The sequence below is a fragment of the Phocaeicola faecalis genome, assembly GCF_021730445.1.
Classification (GTDB): Bacteria; Bacteroidota; Bacteroidia; order Bacteroidales; family Bacteroidaceae; genus Phocaeicola; species Phocaeicola faecalis.
Window position 1 is genome coordinate 804,918 of record NZ_JADNRM010000001.1, and the last position, 24,910, is coordinate 829,827.

The following is a 24,910-nucleotide window of genomic DNA, read 5'->3' on the forward strand; positions in this document are numbered from 1 at the left end:
CATGTAAAGGAACTAGACTTCTGTGACACTTTCCTGCTGGCGCAGCACATACACTGCATGGGCGTGCCTTCCCTTTTTGTCCAATCTCTTCTCCTCATACCATGCCTTCAGTTCGTAGGCAGCCGTGGTACGCGCCACCCCCAGCCATTCCGAATAGGCCAGACGTGTAATGGAACCGTGTTCTTTCAGATAAGCCTCCAGCAGCGTCCAGCGCTCCTCCTTATTATATTTCTTCACTGTAGGAAGGAAGCCGAAGTCGGCACGGAGGATTTCCGTTTCCTGCCGCACCCGCTTCACCAGCTCCGGCACCGGACGGAAGTTCACCTTCTTTATCTTCACGGATGCCGCACGTATCTCCTTCCGGTCTGTCACCTCACGCGAGGACAAAGCAAGAGAAAACGTACCCAGCCCATCCAACCGCACATTTCTCCCTTGCCGCAAATGAGACACAATGGCATCGGACACCTCCTGCAGCACTCCCATCACACAGCCTGCCGAGTATGCACTGTGCCTGGACAATTCCTTCACTATGTGGTCGGTAGTAATCGTTTCCTTCACCACTACCGCCGGATAAAGCACCGGCTTGCCATCCTTTTCCTTGAAAGGATTGGTCTTGAAATCATATTGTATCTCCATTATTAAAAGATTTTATCCGTATGCGTAAGCCTTTTCTGCCTTATGGCCAAGGGTTTTCCTCCTATCATATTCTATCTCCATAAGCTTTGGACTTAACTCCAAAGTCTATGGAGTTATCTCCAAAGGTTATGGAATTAACTCCGCAACTTTTGGAGATAGAACACTTCTGTACAAAAGTACTTAATCTTTAGGAGATAAAGGCTTAATAGAAAGGAAAAGATGGGTTAAGGAGAAAGATAATCACGTATTTGCCCCCTTTCTTAAAAAACTGAATGAATAAACAAAAGGATACGACATATAGGAAGACAGCCTGATAACATAGTTTGATGTTCACAAAGAACAACGGTTTCATTGTGTTCTGCGGACCGACAGCCTCAACTATGCAAGCTCCCGCATCAACCGCGCACCGAACATGGCATTGACGACCTATAATTTTGCAGTTCTTGAAGAAGAAGTGAAACTCGCTAAAAAGATATTTCCCGAGACCTGGAAAGAACATTCCCTTCTCAGGGCTGTTGCTTCAGTGTCACGACCATCAGCACCGGATTATCATCTTCCTGCAAGTTCTTCAATCTCTCATTTTCCAAGACCGAAGGATTTTTCTCGGCATACCTGAGGACTTGGGAAGCCTGCACTACTTTCAACAGTGTATAATCATCCAAAGCAATAGCCGGACGAAAATCAAACAAGCCATCCATATCATTCTTCAATGCGCCGCCCGCCACTTTATAACATTCGTTTTTGCGCTTATCATAGATAGCCATCATATTCTCCCGTTTACCTTCCCCCGCCCAATATGCGTATGGGATAAATACAAAATCCGCCACTTCAATCGGATGAATAGACAGATAAGAACTGGCCAGAGAATTAAACTTATCATCATCGCCAAGAAGTTCAAAACGATAATCGGACGGCAGATGATATTTGCCTAAGTCGAATACATAACGCGGAATGAGTTCCTGTTCGGTCACCGTAAAAATGGTATCGTTATAGTTCTCCCGATAGCAAATGTCATCTCCGCAACGATACATAAAACGGTCGTCGGACGAACCAATCATAAAGACCATCCCCTCTTCTACATCGAATAAATCATGGCGGGGATAAGCGCGAAGTGTATCGCCATGAGCATCGGAAATCAAGACCCGGGTAGCCACTTTGCCTGTCGAATTATAAAGGAAGCGGAAAAGGGTACTGTCGTTCTTCACCTTGAACTGAAAAGTTTCATCATTCGTAGGATATGAGCAAATAAAATCGCCGGTTTCCGTATCATATACATTTATCTTGCCTATATCGCCAACAAAAAGACGCTGCGACCGGTCATTGACATCTATATCGCTTATCCAATTGTATTCTCCCGGTCCACCGCCTATCCCTCCTAGCACGCGGATAAACTTTCCGTCCAAAGCATACTGAAGCAAGTTGTCTCCTACTGCCAAAAAGAAATATTTTGAAGAACGGACAACCCCGTTATCCCACAAATTACCGACTAGGCAATTGGAATCCGTTTGCAGAGGAATATAGTCTACGTTTGCCACAAAATCGCTCATCGACAGTTCTCTCTCATCTTGGACAGCCGATTCAAAGGGAATTACAGTCATGCCATTTTCCGTCATTGGAGCAGCCTTTTGATTCCCACTACAGGAAGATAATATAGCTGCTATGAAAAAACAGCAGGAAAGCCTGAAGAAATGTTTGTTCATCACACATCGTTTTATGATTAATAGTATGGGCAAATATAGATAAATAAACGATGCGCAAAAGGAAATGGGAAATAATTATTTCTAAAGGGAAAAGAAAGAGGCAAAAAATCTCCTTTCACCCTAACATGCTGTACCCCAATAGAGTTACATCCTGTTTGGTGTGAAAGGAGATTTTATAAAGTCCTATTTCCGTTCTTATTCAGCCTGTTCTTACAGAGTATAAGTTCCTTCTACCAGCTTACCCATTGCCCATACAGCGCGGATATTCAAATCCTGGTCAAGAATGAGCATATCGGCATCTTTGCCTTTCTGCAGTGAACCCTTGCGGTCATATACTCCCATAATCTTGGACGGAGTTTCCGAAGCCATACGGATAGCATCTTCCAACGGAATTTCAGCTTTCTGCACCAACGTACGAATCAAGCGGTCCATGGTAGCCACACTTCCTGCCAAAGCGGAACGGTCGGCCAACTTACAGACACCGTCTTCAATAATGACACGGGGGTCAAAAGCCACATTACTGTCACTGGCTGCACACGACAAGGCATCGGTGATAACACAAGCGCGTTCCACACCTTTAATCTTGTAAATCAAGCGCAAGATGGTGGGAGGAACATGGATGCCGTCTGCCACAACTTCTACAGTCATATCGTCTATCAGGTAGATACTTTCCACCGTACCTTCGTACTTGTATTCACGACGTTTGTGGAAGCCCGGCATCGCATTATAGAAATGAGTGGCATGAGAATAACCCGATTCGTAGGCAGCACGGATATCATCATATTCGGCTTGGGTATGAGCCACTGAAGCCAAGATGCCTTTTCCTGTGATATATTTACCAAACTGCATGGCGCCCGGCAATTCGGGAGCGGCATCCCAACGTTTGATACAGCCCCACTTCTCTACAATAGGAATATATTCCTTCGGGTCCGGGTCTTTGATGTTTTCGGGCATCTGGCCGCCTGCCATTTTCATATTAAGATAATGTCCTTCGAGGTGCAGACCAAGCACCGGGCTATCGGGTTCAGCCATCATCTTGGTACAGGTTTCGGCAGCCGCTTCAATCATCGGCACTGTGGATGAAGACAAAGTAGGGAAAATACTGGTAGTACCATGCTTCATGTGAGCGTTAATCGCTGTACGGAAAGCCTCTTCAGTACCTTCCATAAAGTCGCCGCCGCCACCGCCATGAACGTGGATTTCCACACCGCCGGGAACTACATACATACCTTTGGCGTCAATCAGCTCGGCTCCGATAACGGCCAGGTCACAGTTTGTTACTTCTAAAATTTTGTTGTCGCGCATCAGGACAGAACCGTCCTTTAACCATCCCTGAGGAGTGAGTATCTTCGCGTTTATGATTTGGGTCAACATAATATAGTAATAAAATTAGGATTTCTAAACAGCATATTAAATATGGGAACAAAATTACTAACTTTTTCACAGTTAGCTGCAGATATCCTGAATTATTTTCTAACTATTTTAATATAAAAAGCCCCGCTTAATAAAATCAAGCGGGGCACAGATAGAGGGAATTCAAACAAATCTTTTTACTTACTCATTAAAACTAGCCTACCTGATTTAAGTCCTTTGCCTGTTGCGGTTAATGTTATCTCGCCCGGTTTATCGGTACTTTGAACAATGGCAGTCATCATTCCGTTGAAAACTTTCATCTGCGGAAGATGGAAAAGTTCCAATGAAGCGGGATTACCATTGGCTCCGGCACGATACGTTCCTGCACCCTTCACCGAATATTTGATGAGGTGTTGTGCATCGGGGCATAAATTACCGTCCTTGTCTACCACTCTCACGGTCACGAATGACAGGTCTTTGCCGTCCGCCTTGATTTCGTTACGGTCGGCCACCAGTTCGATATGGTCGGGCTTGCCGGCTGTGTGAATTTCTTTTTCGGCCACCGCTTCTCCCTTGTCATTGTAAGCCACTACTTTTACCGTTCCCGGCTCATACTTTGTATCCATCCACATCAGACGATAGCGCTGCTGGCGTTTGAAGTCGGCGGTAGAGGCTGAATCGGCACTATTCTCGGGAGTAACGCTCAGGTCTTTTGTGCGCTTGCCCTGACTCTTACCATTGATAAACACTTCTGCCGCAGGATAGTTGGTGTATACAAAAATCGGAGTGACTTCGCCTTCACGTCCCGGCCATGTCCAATGAGGAAGGATATGGAGGGTCTCTTCGTCCTTGTTCCAATGGCTACGGTAGAGATAGTAACGGTCTTTAGGCAGGCCGGCAAGGTCAATGATACCAAATAAAGAAGAATGGCTGGGCCAATCTGTATAATAAGGTGTCGGTTCACCCAGATAATCAAAGCCTGTCCATACAAATTCTCCGATAGCCCATGGTTTGTCATCATGCCAAATCCAGTCGTCTTCGGGCAAGTTAGACCATCCGCAGTGTTCCACATCGTATGATGAAGACTGATGGTCATCATACTTCTTCATAGCCTGACGGGTTACAGGGAATTTATATACACCGCGAGAGCTGACAGTGGAAGCAGTCTCACTACCCAAAATAATCTGTTGCGGCAACTTCTTATAATTTTCGGGATACTTGTGGGGACGATAGTTAAATCCGGCTATGTCCATAGTAGCCGCCATATTATTGTTGACTACGGCGTCAGGGGCATCCATACCCTGAGTGACCGGGCGGGTCGGGTCTTCGCGATGGCAGATATCCTGCAACATACGTGAAAGTTTCGGTCCGTTACTTCCATTCCATTGGTCGGGCACTTCATTACCGATGCACCACATCACGACACTCGGATTATTGCGATAGTGACGGATAAGGTTCACCAGGTCTTTCTCTGCCCATTCGTCAAACTCCTTATGATAGCCGTTCGCCATTTTTGCCGATTTCCATTCGTCGAATGATTCCGGCATCAACATCATCCCCATCTCGTCACACGCCTCTACCAGCTCGGGAGCAGGCATGTTATGAGAAGTACGGATGGCGTTACAGCCCATATCCTTCAATATGCGGATTTGACGACGGATAGCCGCATCATTCACAGCACCACCCAAAGGGCCTAAATCATGATGATTACAAACTCCTTTGAATTTTGTAAGTTTGCCATTCAGGAAGAAGCCCTTATCAGGTACAATCTCCAATGTACGGATACCAAAACGAGTCGTATATTCATCCTTCAATGTCTCGCCATCGTAGACTTTAGAAACTGCAGTGTACAATGCCGGATTCTCAGGTGACCATAAAGAAGGATGATACACAACAAAATTCTGGTTGAAGAAGGTTCCGTCCAGTCTATCTCCCGGTCTGTCATCCGAAGAGATTCTCTTTCCTTCGGGATTCAGTATTTCTGTTACAATGCGGTAATCACCGACATTTTTCCCTTTGGGCATTACTAAGTCAGTCTTCACATTGACTCTTGCAAAACCGTCCTCCACAACAGGAGTTGTGATGACAGTTCCCCATGTCGGGATATGTACATCTTCTGTCACTACCAAATGCACATTGCGATACAGCCCTGCTCCGGGATACCAACGTGAAGATTCGCGCTCGTTTTCCAGACGGACTGCCAGTTCGTTCTTCTCTCCCGGCTTCAGATAAGGTGTAGCATCCACATAAAATGAGTTATAGCCATAAGGCCAGTATCCTGCCTCTTGTCCGTTGATATATACGCGGGCATGACTCATGGCACCGTCAAATATCAATGTAGCTTTCTTGCCTTTTTCAAAAGAAGGAGCATCAAAGTTGAGGCGATACCAACCCGTTCCTACAAAAGGAAGTCCGCCGGTACGTCCGGCATGTTCCATTGCTTCGGTTTGCCCATCCTGGGTAATTGCCATCTCCTGCTTATCATTGTTTATACTGAATGGCCCGTAAATAGCCCAATCATGGGGAACGGTAACGTTCTGCCACTTGGCATCATTAAATCCGGGCTTCGCAAAGTCTGCATTGTCTTCACGAGTGAACTTCCACCCTTTTTCAAAGGTCTGCTCGGTTCTTACCTGCGCTTGCATGAAAGCAAGGGAACAGATAGCCCCCAACGCGGCACATAAAAATCGTTTAGTATTCATAGTCTTTCTTATTTATTGATATGGTCTGTAACAACAAAAGTTATCTCTCCCGCCTTAATCAAGTCCTCATGAGAAATAAGGTATTTATTCACTTTCTTGTTTCCTAATCTGATTTCCTTGATATAGTCTCCATGACCTTCCTTCTTGATGACCAGTTTGTCTTTACCCCAATATTTAGGGTCAAGCTTAATGGTTATCTCATCAAAAGTCGGAGTGGTCAATGTATATTCGGGTACACCGGGGCAATCAGGATACAATCCCATCATACTGAAAATAGCCCATGTAGACATAGTACCTGTATCATCATTTCCGGGGATACCGTCAGGTTTGGTAGTGAAGTGTTTGGCCAGCAACTCTTTTACCAATTTCTGAGTACGCCATTCTTCGCCTTTGAAACGGCTGAACAAGTACGGATAGGCAATGTCCGGTTCGTTGGCAGGGTCATAATTTCCTTCATCGAACACACTTTGCAGCTTATCTACGAACTTCTTGTCGCCACCCATCAATTTTGTCAGCCCTTTGATATCATGAGGAACAAAGAAAGTGTAATTCCATGCATTTCCTTCGTGGAAACCGGGACTGGGTGCAAAGTTTGCTCCTTCTTTGGGGTCGAACGGTTCATAGAACTTGCCTTCCTGCGTAATGGGACGCAGAGTGCCAAATTCTTTGCAGAAATAATTCTTATAACCCATAGAACGTTTGCGGAACAGCTTGGCATCTTCTTTCTTTCCCAGTTCTTCTGCCAAAGTAGACAGCGCATAATCTGCCACATAATATTCCAAGGCATGTGAAACAGAGTTATCATATTGGCTTTCCATCGGCACATATCCCTTTGCCATATAGTCATCATTATCCGGGCGCATCAGGTTATCCTTACCCGGAGTAGTGGCCGACTTATACATACCTTTATATGCCAAGTTGATGTCGAAGTCCTGAAGACCTTTCATCCAACTGTCCACAATAACCGGAATGGAAGGGTCGCCTTCCATTGTCAGCGTCTCACGTCCGTAAAGTTCCCATTTAGGGAACCATCCATGTTCCTTATACATTCCGAGCATGGTATGAATCATATCCATCTGGCGCTCAGGATATACCAGCGTCATCAATTGGTGTACGTTGCGATATGTATCCCACAATGAGAATACCGTATAACGGTTACGGTTGGTAGTCAGAATCTTATCGCCTTCCATCTGCGGGTATTGACCGCTAACGTCCTGAAGGATATTCGGATGGATAAGAGTGTGATACATGGCGGTATAGAATACTCCTTTTTGTTCTTCTGTTCCGCCTTTGACAGTGATGCGTGAAAGGTCGTCATTCCACATCTTGCGTGCTTCGGCACGCAGTTTGTCGAATGTAGTTCCGAACGGTTGCTCCTTTTCAAGATTCAAACGTGCATTCTCGATGCTCACAAAGGATACGCCCATGCTGACTTCTATCGTTTCGCTCACTGTCGAGTCAAAAGTAAACCATGCACCGACATCGTCACCGCTCATTTCCTTTGTGTAGGCAGTGTAAAGTTTATACTTGCCTGCCGTGTCATCCCACTGTGCTTCCACCCCCATCGGACGCATCATTTTCCAGTAGCCGCGTTTTGCCGGTACTTTATTAATGCGCATCACAAAATATATTGGGAATACAGCTTGCGGGTTATAACAAAAAGTACCCAGCAACTTGGTTCCTTCAATCTCACGGTCATTGACAAAACGCACTGTTGCGCCACTCTCGTTTGTCAATCCCTCACCCAGATTCAGCAAGATATTGCTTTGTCCTGCCGGAAAAGTGAAACGTGCCATGCTGGTTCGGGGAGTAGCCGTCACTTCGCACTTTACATTATACTTATCCAATACATTGGTATAATAGCCGGGAGTAGCCAATTCATTGCTGTACACACTTCCGTAAGTATTAAAATCAACATTCAGCTTTCCGGTGGTCGGCATCAGCAGTAAAGAGCCTAATTCGGGGCAACCCACACCACTCAGGTTGACATGGGCAAATCCTGTCATATACTTATTATTGAACTCGTAAGGAGTAGACCACCAGGTGCTGTCCTTGTTAATCTTATTTTCGGGTACATCCCCCAATACATTGAGAGGCGTAACCGACATCATTCCCTGCGGACACATCGCACCGGGATTAGTCGTCCCATAATTCGTAGTCCCCACAAAAGGATTCACATAATCGGCCGGTTCTTTTTGCGCCATTGCAGTCAGCAAAGAAAACAATGCGACACCGGTCAAAATACTCAGTTTTCGTATCATAGTCATTTATTTAATTACAACTTCATCTGTAAACAAGAAACCACCAAACTCGCCGGAAGTTGCCTGATAACGTACATAGCGTCCTTTAGCATTGCCTTCCCAACCAAAATTGGTAAAAGTTACCTTATCGTCTTTCACTACTTTATGCTCGATATGCTTCAATTCTGTAAAGTCTTTACCATCATCGGATATAGAGATTGTCACTTCGGCAGGCATAAATACCTCCGGTCCGCAAACCTGCATAAAGTCTGCACCGATAAAATGAAGTTCCGTCTCTTTCTCCAAATCAATCGTAACATCCATTCTTTTCTTGTCAATGAAACCTTGCCAACGCTTATCACCATACGTCCATCCGCCACGGACACCATCGACCAAAGCCGTATCCCCCCCGGCAGCATATCCGGGATAATAAGCAGCATCAGGGCCATAAGTCACTTTCTTCCCTACTGCCAGATGTTCCACCGGCTTATCAGCTCCGGGACGGTTACCGATTTCATTTTTCAGTTCAAACGGATAATAACCGGATTTTTTCAATTCTTCCACCGCTTTTAGAGCCCGTACATGGAAGTCTTCATAATTCTTCTTCGACGGTGCACTCCAGGCAACTTCCGCCAACGCAAGAACACGGGGGTAAATCATCATTTCAGCATGCTCGGGTGTCGGAATATATTCTGTAAACAGATTTGCCTGCACACCATACACCAGTCCCACCTTTTCGGCACTCAACGTATCAGGTACCGGATTAAAGGAATAGACTTTGGACAAAGGCAGATACCCGCCGATAGCCTCGGGCTGAGAATCCGGTGCATCCTGATAAGAATCAAAATAACAAAATTCACCCGGAGTCATAATAGCCTTATGACCGGCTTCCACCGCTTTCATTCCTCCTTCCGTTCCACGCCATGACATAACTGTAGCATTAGGTGCCAATCCTCCTTCAAGAATTTCATCCCACCCCAACAGTTTGCGGTTGTGGGCATTCAGGAACATTTCAATGCGATGAATCAGATAACTCTGCAATTCGTTCACATCTTTCAAACCTTCCTTCTTCATCCGTGCCTGACATAACTTACAAGTAGGCCAAGATGCTTTACCCGCCTCATCTCCACCAATATGGATATATTCGGACGGGAATAATTCCATCACTTCCGTCAGCACATTCTCCAGAAATTCAAAAGTCTTTTCATTGCCCACACAGAAATCAGCCTGCTTATAAGGTTCGTGTGTACAAGACAGTTCGGGATAAGCCGTCAATACTTCTTCCGAGTGTGCCGGCATTTCTATTTCGGGAATGATGGTTATATAACGAGCTTTGGCATAAGCCACCAATTCACGGATATCCTCTTTGGTGTAATAGCCTCCATAAGCATTCTCACTACCTTCTTCACGATATTGACGACCATTGTTCCACCATTCTTTCCAGGTGGGGAACTCACGCCACGCAGCAAATTCAGTGAGATGGGGATATTTATCTATTTCAATACGCCAGCCTGCCGCATCAGTCAGATGTAAATGGAGGCGGTTCAGTTTATAATAGGCAAAAGCATCAATCTGCTTTTTCACAAAATTCACATCAAAGAAATGACGGGAAACATCGAGCATCATACCACGATAGGCAAAGCGTGGCTCGTCGGTAACGGTTCCTACCGGCAATTCCTTTTTCTCATTGACCATTTGAAGGAATGTCTGGACACCATAAAAAAGTCCTGCACCCGAGGTAGCCCGGATTTTTACCTGCTTCGGAGTTACTTCCAATACATATCCTTCGGGCGAAGTAATATCCGGCAACCGGTCTACTTGTTGAAGAATGACCGCATTATCGGCCACTTCTTCCAGAGCAGCGTCCAATTGATAAGGAGAGCCGGCCATGTAGTCTGCCAATACCGTTTTATCCTCTTGGGGTGCATCTATCCATAATTTTGTTTGATTATTCAATTGAAAAGCACCCTTTTGCAAGTCTGCACTCAATGGAACGGGAATCACAGAAAGTGTCTCTTTCTGTTCCTTGGCGCAACCCGCCAACAACAGGCTCAACGCCACACCTGCCAATAGTGTAAGTTTCCTCATTTTCTATTCTCTTTAATTCTGTTTATTTCATTGGTACGAATACCCGGTTTTAATTCACCATTTATTATATAAGTATAAACTCCGTCGGCAACCAAAGCTGCTCCTGCACGTGCTCCCTGTTCATATTCACCCAAAGAGTTCCATTCATCTTTCGCAGGATAGTAAAGCAACAGATTCTTATTGAACTGATACCACTCCACCGGATGCGACAGATATTCTTTTCCCGCATAAATGCCCTGCAAGGCTTTCAGGAATATATCCTTATTGACACCGCCCACACACAAAATAGCCTCTTCTCCCCAAGGAACGGCTGCTCCACCTCCCAATGAAATACTTTTTCTTTCTTTATCGACCGGGGTCGCTACCGAAGTCCATTCTTTCGTCTCGGGTGAATATACATAACCGTCCACAGACAAGGTTGCCTCGCGTCCATCTACAGCCGGAGCAAAGCCTCCCCAAACATAAAGTTTTCCTCCCTGTGCCGCACATACCGGTTGCACTCTCGGTTCGCCGGGCACATTGGCCTCTTTCTGCCATCCCTTATCCAAGTTTGACAAATCCAGCGAATACATATCCGAAGAGGGAACACCATTCACATTTCCTCCTACGATATACAGCAAATCACCGATTAAGGCACCTGCCATATTATCGACAGTCACGGGTAAAGAAGGTAAAGTATCGGTTACCAGGGCGTCTTCTTGCAAAGATAAAAGAAATACATCAGATATACTACCATCAGCAGTAGTTCCTCCAACACAAATTAACCCTTTTTGTGTAGAAATAGTTACTCCATACGCTGACGCTTCAGGCAAAAGACCTATTTGTTTCCACCGGAAGGTGGTATCCGATGATAAAGGAGTGGCATAAACTTCATTATAAAACACCTTTTTTCCGCCATCGGCAACAGGAATATCCGGGAAATTACATCCACCCGCCATTATCAAACGGCCTTCTGTTACTCCTGCATATAAAGCAGAAACTCCCTTAAGAAAAGCGGCATTCCCCGAAGGGAAGCCGTTCATTTTCTCAAGAGATATTTCAGAACCGGACGCATCAGTGTGATGGCATGCACTGCATGCCAATAAACCACCCACTAATACAGCCAGCAAATTTCCATATAATTGTTTCTTTGTCACACAAGCTATGGATTAATCAGTTCAACGAAATTTCATCTACAAACAAGAAGGCAGGATTGCCTTTACCACCATGCCAAGCAGGAATGCTATGTTCCGTCAAAGCTGTCACCTTGACATAACGAGCCTTAACCGGTGAGAATGTCAATGTATGGTTAAACACTCCGTTCTTGTCATCCTGCTTCATGGCAGGATATTTTTCTGAAGCAACTTCTTTAAAGTTCAGACCGTCTTCGGACACTGCTACAGAAAGGGCACGAGCATCAAATACCCAGTCCCCCTTTTCTACACAAGTAGAGATAGAAGCACTTTGAATTTCGGTCGGTTCTTTCAAATCAATCACAGCTTCCATGTCATTTTTATAGAAAGCAATCCAACGGCCTGTCTTATAATTTCCATTACCTTTCAATCCATCCACCAAAGTGGGAGCACCGTTAAATTCATATTGCTTATTTACCGGCTGCAACATAGTGATAGGTTTCATACTTGCCTTGTTGAAAGCGATGTCCTCTTTCACCACACGGCTGTTTCCTGTAGGACGAACTGCCACTGCCTGGAAAGTGCAGTTTTCTTTGAGTTTCAAAGGTTCTGTATACTGTGCTGACGCAGCAGTCGGCTCGCTTCCATCCAATGTGTAATAAATCGGACAATTATCAATAGTAGATAAAGTTACATCCAATGTTCCATCCTGCGGATTAGGAGTGAAAACAGCATTTACATCAAATACATGAGTAGCATAATTGTACTTATATACATCGTATACATCTACCAGTTGCGGCAAACGTTTCAAGAAGTCTTCATAATTTTTCTTCGCAGGCATTGTCCATTGTACTTCGGCCAAAGCAGCCATACGAGGCAATTCCATGTATTCTACCTGACTGAAAGTAGGAATATATTCCGTCCACAAGTTAGCCTGTACACCTTTTATATACTTTTGTTCTTCAGGAGTGAGAGACTTAGGCATCGGCTCATAAGAATAAACTCTTTCGATAGGCAGATAACCACCGATGGCTTCCGGCTCATTCTCAACGTCCTTAGACTGATAATAATCAAAATACAGATAAGTATTCGGCGACATAATCACATCATGTTTCTGCTTGGCAGCCTCTATACCGCCTGATTCGCCACGCCATGACATAACAGTTGAGTTGGGGGCCAATCCACCTTCCAGAATTTCGTCCCAGCCTATAATCTGACGACCTTTGTCATTCAAGAACTTCTCTGCATGATTGATAATGAAGCTCTGCAAATATTCTTCTGCCGAATGTTTCTTATCACCCTTTATACCCAATGCCTTGATACGTGCCTGGCACTTCGGACAAGTTTTCCAACGCACTTTCGGACATTCGTCACCTCCTACATGAATATATTCAGACGGGAAAATCTCAATGATTTCACCCAATACATCGTCAATAAACTTCAGTGTCTCATCATTTCCGGCACACAGTACATCATCCGATATACCCCATATTTTCCATACTTCATACGGGCCTCCTGTACATCCCAATTCCGGATAAGCGGTCAAAGCAGCCTGCATGTGTCCCGGCATATCGATTTCAGGAACAACCGTAATATGTTGGTCGGCAGCATAGGCAACGATTTCTTTTGCTTCTTCCTGAGTATAGAAACCACCATAAGGCTGACCGTCATATTTACCGGTATTATGTCCGATTACAGTTTCTGTTCTCTTTGAACCGACTTCCGTCAATCCGGGACGGCTCTTGATTTCGATTCTCCATCCTTGGTCATCAGAGATGTGCCAGTGGAAACGGTTAATGTTATGCAAAGCCAACATATCAATAAAACGTTTCACCGAGTCGACCGGGAAGAAATGGCGAGACACATCCAAATGTGCTCCACGATAAGAAAAACGAGGATAGTCACTGATTTCTACTGCGGGCAAAGCAATGTCCATGCCTTGTACCACCGGAATAGACTTACGCAATGTCTGGATACCATAGAAAACACCGGCTTCTGTCGGACCGGATATCACGACATTGGCATCCGTCACTTTCAATTGATAACCTTCCGGATTTTCTGCATTCCCTCCCAATTGCAAGAGAATACCTTTACCTTCCGTACCGGCTTGTACAGTCAAGCTTTTTCCGGTCAAATCTTTAATATAACTTGCCAAGAACTCTGCATTCTTTTGCATTTTCTCATTGCCTTCGGGATACATAATCTTTGTACCCTCCGACAAAATGAACGGAGCAGCCTGTTCCATTACCGAGATTTCCTGCGGCAACGGGATAACCTGATAATTTGCTTCTTTTACTTGTGTGTTGCAGGATACAAGCATCAAACCTGCCACAGACAGCCCTGCTAGGCTCATTAAATGTTTCATAATATATACTTAATTGATTAGTTAGTATCGCTTAATTGATGGATACGAATATCCAATTTCCCATCTTTCAACAACTCCTCGGAAGTAACCACCACTTTCTTCGTTTGTCCCGGCAACAGGTCGAAGAAATTATCAGAGAACCTTGCTCCCTGAAGAGAAGACTCCAATAAGGTGGGTTCCAACTGCTTAGGTATTTCGATAAACACATCTCTTGCCAACTGCTTGGAAGATAGTGTTATCTCACACTTGCCATCCATTTGCTTCACCTTATAGCGTATATCAGCCTTAGGCAAATCCTGCTCTTTGGCAAAGTTGAAATAATAAATTTCTTCGGACAATACTTCGCCTTTCTTGTTTTTCAGCGTCATCAGTAAGAAGGTATTCCTTGGATTAGGAGTCATTCCCTCGTACTTCTCCTTATAATATAAGGTAGAAGCATTAGCGGGCACTTCACCTTTTATCTCTTGCTTCTTTAATACTTTCCCGTCAAAATCCATCAGACGCAACTGAAGGGTGACATCTTTATCGGCTTCCAACTTGTCGGACATTACATAGATATTCAAATCATCCCCTTCTTTTATTGCATCCACCAATACCGGAGCGAAAGCCCTCTTTGCCTGATAGTGCATGGCTTTCCAGTTTCCATAATAATCGATGCTCGACCAAGAAACAACCGGCCAACTGTCATTCAGCTGCCAATAAAGCGTGCCCATACAATAAGGACGGTTGCGGCGATGGGCTTCCATCCCATGACGCATCCCTTGTCCTTGCAATACCAAGCCCAAGTACACCAGTTGTTCAAAGTCTTCGGGAACCTTATAATACAGCCCCATCGTCTTTTTAATCAAGAAGTTACCGGTAGAAGCCTTCTGATGGGCATTCATCACTTCCGATTCCAACGCATAATCTTCGGGTGCGGCGAAAGTGGCAATAGTCTTCATTTCCGGGAATGCCTGGAAACCATATTCGCTCATAAAACGAGGTATCTCCGTATCGAAACTCTCGAAGGGTTTCTGTCCATACCATGTCCCCCAGTTATGGCTGTCGGCTATCTTCCAACTCTCCGGGCGTCCCCAATTGGCTTCGTAAGGAGAGCCGTGCATATAGAAGCGGTCGGCATCCAATTCTTTCACCTTGCGGGGCAGCAATTCACGGAACAGTTTGTCGTATCCTTGTTTCATACCTTCCATTATGGCAGGGTCGGTATATTTCTTGTCCCATCCCCAATAACGCATTCCTTCATAGATTTCATTATTTCCACACCACATGGCCAAACTTGCATGATTGCGCAAACGCTTGATATTGTAGTCGGCTTCCGCCTCCACACGCTTCAAGAAAGCAGGGTCTGACGGATAAGTGGTACAAGCAAAAATGAAGTCCTGCCAAATCAGGATACCGTTTTCATCGGCTTCCTTATAAAAAGCATCATCCTCATACACACCGCCACCCCATACACGAAGCATGTTCATATTGGCCTCTTTCACATCTTTGAATAATCGGTGGTAGCGTTCAGGCGTGACATTGGGCAACGAAGCATCATCGGGAATGAAGTTCGCTCCCTTAGCGAACATCGGTTTACCGTTTACCTCGAAATAGAAAGATTCACCTTGGGCATCTTTCTCCTTTACTACACGGATATTACGCAGTCCGATACGTTCCTGCTTGGAAGCAATCACTTTGCCATCCACCTTTACCTGAGCTTCAAAGTCATATAAAGCAGGTTCGCCCCAACCATTCGGCATCCAAAGATGAGGATTGGCGATTTCTATGGGTATATTGATTTCATTCGCACCCGGTTGCAGGGTCACTTCTTTCTGCTTCGTTGTCTTTTCACCGTCTTTATAAGAATAACTCACGGTCACTTCCGCCTTTTGAGGAGTAGAAGTGATATTATTTATTGCCAACTGATTCTCGACCTTCGCCAATTCCTCAGTTACCGATGCTTGGCGCACATAATAATCCTCAATAGCTGCCACATCATAATAAACCAAATGTACGGGACGCCATATACCACTGGTAGCCAATCGAATACCCCAATCCCATCCATAGCTGTAAGGTGCTTTACGGGTATAGATACTGACACGCTTGTCACTATGGTCATTGTCTGCCGGATAGTCGAATCCGTTTGTTTCCCATTGCGGTAATGCCTGTTTGATGGGTGAATGGAAATAGACCTGTAAACGGTTTTCCCCCTTCCTCAATACCTCTTTCACAGGAAGAGTATAACCGACAAACATATTGTCTGTACGTTCCAATAAAGAGCCGTTCAGATAAATATCAGCATAAGTATCCAATCCTTCAAACTGGAGTACGGCAGCATCACGTGCCAGCTGTTCGTCCGTCACATTGAAAGTAGTTCTATATGTCCAATCCTCCTTTTCCACCCATTGCACCTTCTCTTCGTTCTTACCATAAAAAGGATTCGGAATGATACCATAGCTTATCAAATTCTGGTGTACCGTACTAGGAACTATAGCCGGCAACCACTCATTCTTGCCTGCCTGGTTGAATTCCCATCCTTTATTCAGGTTTATCTTCTCAGGCTCCTTATACTCCTTGGCACCTAATATCATGGGGATGCATCCCATCATCATTAACATTCGCAATTTTCTCATATCTTACATCTTTTTATCGTTCCAACGGGGAAGCGTAAAGCTTCCCCTATCGTTATTTCACATCCGAACGGAACGTTGAAGCCGGCAACCCTGCACCATTCACCAGATTGGCACGAGTAAACGGTTGCCAACCATAACGCACTATTGTCGGCTCTTTTACCTTGTCACTCCATATTTTTAATTCGCCGTTCACGACGACAGCTTTTGCCGGATAAAACAATTGGTCATCTCCAGCCAGCTCAAAGGTACGAATTTCATTGTTATCTGATGCATGAAGACCCTCAGAATAATCAAAAGAAATATAAGCTGCCCCATTTTTAAAGGACACAGATTTGAAAAGCGGTCCTGAAGGCACTACATTTTTATGATGATAAGTCTTGTTTAAGGCCCAAACAGCCAGACGTTCCCCTACTTCCTGCTTATGTGTAGGATGTACATTCAAGGAATCTCCTTTATCCGAAGTCACCGCCATACCTGTATTGGAGATTTGTGTCAAGAAACGACGCTGGCTATCGCGGAACCAAGGCCATGACGGACGGTCGATACTCGATAACTGCACATAATAAAAAGGTAACTCATTATCTGCCCAGTTCTTGCGCCAACTGTCAACTAATAATTTAAACAGTTTTTCGTGTGCTTCGCGATTATGCGCATTCGACTCTCCCTGATACCAAATAATACCTTTAATAGGGAATTGTTGCAAAGGACGAATACCCGATTCGTACAGATAACAAGGTTCGTAGGGATGACGCTGCAATTTATCAGTTGACTTTTTAACATTCAAAGCAACACGTCCACGCACCCAGTCTTGAATAAAATCATTTTTAGTCCAATTACGCAAAATAGCCGGAAAGTGATATTCCAACGAACTACGGTCTACCCATGCTTCAGTAGGTGAACCGCCGATGGCATTGCAAATCAACCCGACAGGCACTTGCAGACTATCCTGCAACATCTTGCCGAAATAATAAGCCACGGCGGAGAAATTGCCGGCCGTTTTTGGAGAACAAACTGTCCATTGCGTATCTTTATAATATTGCAAATGATTCAAAGAATCAAGAACGGAAGCATTCCATTCGACTGCATCTGTACGCCAACGCGCTTTCATATCAAAAAAACGGATATTATTATTGGCAGTTTGTGGCACATCACGTTTGGCGGTCGCACTCCAATTCAAATAGAATTCCATATTCGACTGCCCGGAACAAAGCCATACTTCTCCAGCCAACACATTGTTATAGGTAAGTTTTTCCTTATCCGAAGAAATAGCTAATGTATAAGGTCCTCCTGCTTTTAAAGGTGAGAGAGTGACAGACCATTTACCATCCATGCCTGCTACAACGTTCCGTTTCTGATGTGCGATAGATACAGTTATTTTATCGCTGGCATTGGCAGTACCCTGAATAGTCAACGGCTTTCCATGTTGCAGCACCATATTGTCAGTATACAACGGGCTCATCTTCAACCCGCCAAAATCTCCGGTAATACCTTCATATACAGTCTTAGCCAATATTTCAGCTCCCTCCACATTGGGATGAACCGCATCGGGCAACATGAACGGATAAGGATACAGTGGTTCATGGAAATCAATTAACTGGATACCGGTATATTTAGCAATATTCTCGATAGCCAATTGTATTTCACCATGCCAATCACGTGTGCCCGACTCAAAACGGGGATGACGGTCGGCAATCGGCGTAAGACGCGCAATCAAAATGCGACATTTGGGATTAGCCACACGAAAAGAATCTATCAACGCCCTATAGTCGTTAATAAAGAAATCACGATAATTAGGCCAGTCTCGCGGATCTGTATCATTGATACCCAGATGGATGACAACGATATCACCGGCAAAATCAATTGCCTTACGGTATTCCTCCTGCTGCATATAAGGACGATGACCTTTATTCAATAAAGTAGCACCGGATTTTCCAAAGTTACCAACCATATAATCGCCCCCCAGCATTTTTTGTAACTTTGCCGGATAAGCATTAGTTTCACGGTCGGGCAATGTATAACCATAAGTAATGCTATTACCCACACAAGCAACTTTGATTTTTTTCTGTGCAAAAAGAGCAACACAGAAAAAAAGGCTTATAAAAAGTATCAGTGTCTTTTTCATTTCTTATCAACATAAGGTTTCACAATATCACGCCACAACAGATAGCCTTTTCCCAATAAATGCAGACCATCATTGGAATATTGAGGGTTCATCTTTCCGGTATCTCCATCCACAAAGTGGCTATACAAATCAACATACGCAGCTCCCTCCTTCTCTGCCAAAGGTTTCAACAAATCGTTTATCTGCTTCACAACCTGCCAACGAGAGGTGTGTCCGCCAAACATACCATAACAATCGTTGACGGGCAATACACTTTGCAAATATAATTTAGTTTTCGGAGATTCTGCCTTTATTTTCTTTACAATCATTTCGATTCTTGCAACAATTGTATCTGCCGACGTTCCTCGCGCCACATCATTAATACCTATTAAAAGAAATATTTTAGCCGGCTTTCCCTTTACAATAGGATTAAGACGGTCGTATACTCCCATACAGATATCACCACTGATTCCCCTGTTTTTCACATGAGAATTCTGGAAAAGCTCACCCCACTCACATCCGTTAGTTATACTGTTGCCCAAAAAGATGATATCTTTCGAAGTAACCGGAAGTTCTTCGAATAAAGTTGCACGTTGCTCATAGAATGTAGAATATTTGCGTTCTTGGGCAAATTGGGGAAGTGCAAAGAAAAGCCCCAACAAAAGTAAAGCAATGTTTTTCATTTTATAGTTGTTTTTTAGGTGAATAAATTAATCCTTCTACTGCTTTTTCACCATCCGGAGTAACAAAGACGGTAGTAAACATCCACTTGACAAGACGTGTTTCGTCCATTCTAAACTTGCCTATCGGCAACTTCAGGAATACTTTGTTCCAACCTTTATTTAAATGGACCAGCAATGGAGGACGCACCACACAATTTTCATTACCCAAAGGTACTTCATTACTTTTTACCCGATGAGTGGCTGTCCACACGGGAGGCATTATTTCCTGATCGTTAATCCATATCCGACTGCCTTTATAATCCCACTTTCCTTGTAATGGGGCCAAATCCATCTCGGAACGGCTGTAATTCTGAAACTCAGCCCACAACCCCACCTCTTGATCTTTGGGAGAATAAACCCATGTATAAGCATAAGCGGTATGGTCTTCCTTAGGATTTTTATAAAAACCCGGAACCAATGTTCCCCAAACGTGACGCAGATAAATGCCGGCACCAATAGCTTCGCGTGTTCCATACGTTTTCCCTTTATACTCATAGGATTCTTTCAACTCCTGTTCGGGAGGAAATACTTTTGACAAGTCCCCATCGTTGGGAAAGGCATCGGTAATGTTCCATTTCACATTAGTCTGTTTCACATACGCAAAAGGATAGCCTTTGAATGTATGTTCTTTATGCCATAACATACGATTTTCAAAATCGGAAAACTCATGGAATGTTTCTGTATTCTCATCAGGAAACATCGTTCCATTCCCGTCGAAGTATTCTGATCCGCCACCTCTCCATGCACGCTCGGCAATGGCAAGCATATTGGGATACAATCCATTTTGAACAATCATATCTTCTTCTTTTGAAATCATCCGGTCATTCCATATAGCCAATATGGTACCGGCTATATCATTACTTCCTTCTACCTTATTATATATACGACTGTTATACAGGGCAACCAAATCGGCAAATGTATCGAAGTGATTCAAATAATGAAATTTGGAATCAATGGCAGGAATACCCGGTTGCGCCTTTCCACGATAGCTCCACAAATGGGTCATATCTATTTCTCCCGGCTTATAATGCCAACCGGGATTCCAAGAAATCACCTTCTTGCCTTTTGAACGCACATAAGATACCATTTCTGGAACAAAATCAGGATTAGTAAAAGCTACTTCATCGGTGCCGATATGCAAATAAGGCACATCAAAGGTCTCACAAACTTCATCTATCAACAGTTTCAAGATTTTCATTCCTTCAGGACTCTGCATATCGTGACGGAAAGTACGGATAAAGGCAGCACTATGTCCCGGCATATCTATTTCGGGAATCAACATGACTTGATGTTGTTTACAAAAGTCCACCAATTCACGCGCTTCCTCCAGTGTATAATACTTACCCGGCATACGGATTGTATTAATACTGTCATTCAGCATCGGGAATATCTTACTCTCCAAACGCCATGCCTGATTCTCGGTAAGATGCCAATGAAATACATTGATTTTAAAACGAGACAGTATCTCTATTTCCCGTTTTAATTCTTCCATCGAAATATAGCTGCGACCTACATCCTGCATAAAGCCACGTATCCGGAAAGCCGGCCAATCCACAATCTCACAACCGGCAAAGTTGCTTTTCTTTCCTTTTTTCTTTTCTAACTGACGGAGCGTTTGCAAAGCCCAATACACCCCACGTTCTGTAACAGCCTCTATCTTAATCAATTTTCCGGACACAGACAATCTATATGCCTCATCCGGATTTAACTTGACCCCATCAATAACCGGAAGAAGTTCTACTTTAATCTCAGCAGTAGCTTTGTCTGCCAACTCCCCACCGGCATTTACAATAAAAGCCTCCCACTCCGACTTCAAAACCGGAGTAGAAAGCTTTACCTTTCCCATTGTAAACGACTTATCCGTTACTATATAACTCTGTGGCATAGGAAGTAACGGATAAGCATTTGTCTGTGCTATAATTATAGCACAGACAAATATCATACCTATGAGACAGGTTAATCTACATTTCATTTATTTAGTTTTGATAATATCCTTCAGTTTAATAGCCTGGAAAGTCATGTGAGCCACACTACTTTCATATAATATACCTACTGTTTCTTTATCAATCATAGTCAGGCAAGAATATCCCCAACCCCATCCGGCATCCAGCAACAACTGGTTTTCGGGCAACCAAGTCACTCCACCATCAAGGCTTGCCTTAATTGTGATGCTGTGACGATTCTTTGTATCATTCGGATTAGAGAACAACAGAATATCTTTGCCTAGCACATTGTCTTTGGCCTTCACACTAATCAGGCTCGCCATACATACCGGTTCCTGCAAAGAAGTACGAGAGGAAACATGCTCTTTCCAAGTTTTACCCATATCGGTAGTAGTAGATACCGCACGACTGCCGCCACGGTTATCGCGCATATTCAGCATCAATACCCCCGGCTCTATTTCAGCAACTTGTGATTCTGTCGTATTGGTACGTGCCAATGAACTGATATTCCATGTCTTACCATGGTCTTTACTATAGATAATACCTGCATTAGGAATTCTATCACTTCCGATATATTGGCTGGCAAATACCAACGTGCCATCATCCATCGAAATACCTCTACCCGGACCTTGTAACAAGAAATACCAAGAAGGATCTTTTACCTGTTCCGTAATATTTATCGGTTCAGACCATGTTTTACCGTCATCATCACTCTTCACCAACATAAGTTGTGCGGTATGATGCATATCCATTCCCGGTTGAGAATTCCACCAAGCACGTCCGTTACCCATTCCGTGTGTCCACGCTGCTATAATCCAGATAGTACCAGTCTTCTTGTCCACCAAGATAGCAGGGTCTCCCACCCCATTCTGAGCTTTTGGCAAACCTTCATGTTCACCGAAAGACATCGGAATACGCATCTTTTCCCAAGTCTGTCCGCCGTCTGTACTTCTGCTCAAACCTATTTCCACATATTCTTGCAAGTCTGCGCTGTTGTTGTGACGAACATCATATACACCAAGTAGCGTACCTTTATTGGAAGTCGCCAATCCCGGTATACGATAAGCTGCCACTCCATCATCACCGGCATGACGAACACCAACTCCCATATAATGAGTATCAGTTTTACGCACCACTTTCACCGGAGCAGCCTGACCATCCATCGTTACACCTGTCACTTCTGCCGATACCTTTGCAAGCACGGAAGCAGTCGGTTTCATCTGTAAACTCACCCAAAAATAGTTCACCCCCGGATACAATTTTTGGTCTACTTTAAACACAATATCTCTTTTCGGAGCTTTTACTTCTGCTTTCAAAATCGAATAAGCAGGATTAGCAGCCAATGTCTTACCCGGAGTATTACTTGGAATATAATCAACGGGAGCAAAATAAGTTTTTCCTTTTCTCTCAGCACTTTCTGTTCCGCCATAATAAAGCTTCACTGCTTCTATTTCATTCAGATTCACTTCTTTGCCGAAACTAAGTTTCACATCATTCAACACCTGACTTTGCGTAGCATCTATACGCAAATTAAACAGTTCATTGTCCTGTCGTTCAATCAATACCGGGATACGTGTTTCGCGCACAGCAACCGTATCCTGCTTTTGAGCACTCATTTGTAAAGGAGAGAGGAATAAAAGAGTTCCTAACAACCAAGAAATTCGTTTCATAATATTATTGTTTAATTACGCGGGTAAAAATAAAATATTTTATTGTAATATGAAAATAAAAAGGTGATTCTTTATCTTTTTATGATAAAAAACCACCTTTATTTTATTATTTAGGCAAGAAATGCGATTAATATCCCGGAGTTTGTTCCAAAGCAGGGTTATTTGTCAATGTATTCTTGTCGATAGGCCACAACAAGCGTTGAGGGTAAGAAGCATCGGCAGTAGTGTACTCAAATACATATTCATTGCCGAAACGACGCAGATCATACCAACGTTTGCCTTCGAACATAAATTCCTTATAGCGTTCTCTCAATAAAACCTCATTGATGCCGTCTTTGTCACCTGCCATATTCGGATACCCCATTGTGGCCGCATCATAATTAGTCTTATAAGCACGGGCACGTATCAAATTGATTTCGGTAGTCGGATCTCCTCCGGTCAACGACTTGGCTTCAGCCAACATCAACAATAAATCGGCATAACGGTATACAGGAAAATCATCGGCAAAAAGTCTTTCTGAAGCTCCCGACGGGGTAGTGCCACGATATTTATAAGGGAAACATCCTACATAATCGTGTGGTGCATCCATTGTAAAGGCAGCTTTCAGAGTTCCTTGTTTTCTGGTATCTAAGTCATCAAAGTTGTCGTACAACTCATTTCTTATAGGATAATACATGTTACCATTGAAATTCAATTCAAACTGTCCGTCTGTCTCTTTATCATAATAAAGACTCAATGTAGCTCTTTGAGGCACCAGATTATTTCTCCAACTGCCGCCAAACAAATCTGTTTCGTTCTGTTTATTATGAATGGTAAAGATAATCTCCTCATTACCTTTATCGTCATAAGCAAACACGTCTGTATAGTTTGGCATCAAATCAAGAGTTTCTCTGGAGATATGACTCTGAATGTCGGTCAAAGCATTCTGAGCAACTGTAGCATCGGCTGTTCCACCTCCCATTTGGCGACCGGACCACAAATAGACTTCAGCTTTCAGCATCAGTGTTGCAGCTTTCGACCAAAATGTACGTGATTCACGAAAACTGTAATCTGTGCCAAAATAGTCTTCCGAGCTTTGTATATCCGCTTTAATCTTTTCCATTATTTCCGTAGCCGGACTAGCCGCCTTATCCAGTTTACCGATTTCAAAGCCTGTGCTCGGTTGGTCTGTCCAAACCACATCTCCCCATGAACGAAGTAAATGGAAATAATAGAATGCTCTCAAGCCATACATCTGTCCCAAATAATAAGCCTTATCTTTCTCCTTTAACAAATTCGTATTGGCAGCTTTACTGATAAACAGATTTATCTGGTTAATATTACTATACAGACCTGCAAAGTTGCTCAATCCCGGACGTTCCTGACTTAATATATTAGAAGTAATTTCCTCCACCTTATTACTCTCTCCCGTCCATCCGGTAGAAGGATTATAAATATCCGAGCGCAACTCTCCTAAAATAAACATATTGAAAGAATTTGCACGTAAGCGACTGTGTACCCCATAAACAAACGAAGTAAACTGACCCTCACTCTCCCACATATTCTTATCGGTAATACTACTTACCGGATCCATATCCAAACATCCCGTCATTGTAAAAAGGGAAGCTGTCATGATGGCTAATGATATAATCTTATTTTTCATAAATCGTTTCTTCTTTTATTA

The 24,910-nt window shown here is 43.7% G+C and carries 14 protein-coding genes; all 14 read right to left on the minus strand.

Features of this window, described 5'->3' with window-relative positions:
• Positions 1 to 12 precede the first annotated feature (12 nt).
• Positions 13 to 639 carry an HU family DNA-binding protein gene (locus IR173_RS03420; RefSeq protein ID WP_317207917.1) on the minus strand — a complete coding sequence of 209 codons (627 nt, stop codon included), beginning with the start codon at positions 637 to 639 and terminating at the stop codon, positions 13 to 15.
• Between the two features lie 503 nt (positions 640 to 1,142).
• Entirely contained in the window at positions 1,143 to 2,249 is a 1,107-nt protein-coding gene (locus IR173_RS03425) for a 6-bladed beta-propeller (protein ID WP_237038271.1), read from the minus strand.
• A gap of 297 nt (positions 2,250 to 2,546) precedes the next feature.
• A complete protein-coding gene (gene nagA / locus IR173_RS03430) occupies positions 2,547 to 3,710 on the minus strand; it encodes an N-acetylglucosamine-6-phosphate deacetylase (protein ID WP_237038272.1) in 1,164 nt (387 codons plus the stop codon).
• Between the two features lie 176 nt (positions 3,711 to 3,886).
• Positions 3,887 to 6,391, minus strand: coding sequence for a beta-galactosidase GalB (gene galB / locus IR173_RS03435; RefSeq protein WP_237038273.1), 2,505 nt, complete (start codon positions 6,389 to 6,391; stop codon positions 3,887 to 3,889).
• 8 nt (positions 6,392 to 6,399) lie between these two features.
• A complete protein-coding gene (locus IR173_RS03440) occupies positions 6,400 to 8,652 on the minus strand; it encodes a GH92 family glycosyl hydrolase (protein WP_237038274.1) in 2,253 nt (750 codons plus the stop codon).
• 6 nt (positions 8,653 to 8,658) lie between these two features.
• Positions 8,659 to 10,719: a glycoside hydrolase family 20 protein gene (locus IR173_RS03445; RefSeq protein WP_237038275.1), complete on the minus strand. Its 2,061-nt coding sequence runs from the start codon at positions 10,717 to 10,719 to the stop codon at positions 8,659 to 8,661.
• Positions 10,716 to 11,855: a cyclically-permuted mutarotase family protein gene (locus IR173_RS03450; protein WP_237038276.1), complete on the minus strand. Its 1,140-nt coding sequence runs from the start codon at positions 11,853 to 11,855 to the stop codon at positions 10,716 to 10,718. Before IR173_RS03450 ends, IR173_RS03445 begins: the two co-directional genes overlap by 4 nt.
• A gap of 16 nt (positions 11,856 to 11,871) precedes the next feature.
• Positions 11,872 to 14,196 carry a glycoside hydrolase family 20 protein gene (locus tag IR173_RS03455; protein WP_237038277.1) on the minus strand — a complete coding sequence of 775 codons (2,325 nt, stop codon included), beginning with the start codon at positions 14,194 to 14,196 and terminating at the stop codon, positions 11,872 to 11,874.
• A gap of 17 nt (positions 14,197 to 14,213) precedes the next feature.
• Positions 14,214 to 16,811 (minus strand): beta-mannosidase, encoded by a 2,598-nt coding sequence (locus tag IR173_RS03460; RefSeq protein ID WP_237038278.1) that lies wholly within the window; start codon positions 16,809 to 16,811, stop codon positions 14,214 to 14,216.
• A 52-nt stretch (positions 16,812 to 16,863) separates the two neighbouring features.
• On the minus strand, positions 16,864 to 18,933 hold the full coding sequence (locus tag IR173_RS03465) for a GDSL-type esterase/lipase family protein (RefSeq protein ID WP_237038279.1): 2,070 nt from the start codon (positions 18,931 to 18,933) through the stop codon (positions 16,864 to 16,866).
• Complete coding sequence (locus IR173_RS03470; protein WP_237038280.1) at positions 18,930 to 19,595, minus strand: SGNH/GDSL hydrolase family protein; 666 nt, start codon at positions 19,593 to 19,595, stop codon at positions 18,930 to 18,932. Before IR173_RS03470 ends, IR173_RS03465 begins: the two co-directional genes overlap by 4 nt.
• Position 19,596: 1 nt before the next feature.
• Positions 19,597 to 21,576: a family 20 glycosylhydrolase gene (locus IR173_RS03475; RefSeq protein ID WP_394800637.1), complete on the minus strand. Its 1,980-nt coding sequence runs from the start codon at positions 21,574 to 21,576 to the stop codon at positions 19,597 to 19,599.
• A 30-nt stretch (positions 21,577 to 21,606) separates the two neighbouring features.
• Positions 21,607 to 23,247 (minus strand): sialidase family protein, encoded by a 1,641-nt coding sequence (locus IR173_RS03480; protein ID WP_237038282.1) that lies wholly within the window; start codon positions 23,245 to 23,247, stop codon positions 21,607 to 21,609.
• Positions 23,248 to 23,374: 127 nt separating this feature from the next.
• Entirely contained in the window at positions 23,375 to 24,889 is a 1,515-nt protein-coding gene (nanU, locus tag IR173_RS03485) for a SusD family outer membrane lipoprotein NanU (RefSeq protein ID WP_237038283.1), read from the minus strand.
• Positions 24,890 to 24,910 lie beyond the last annotated feature (21 nt).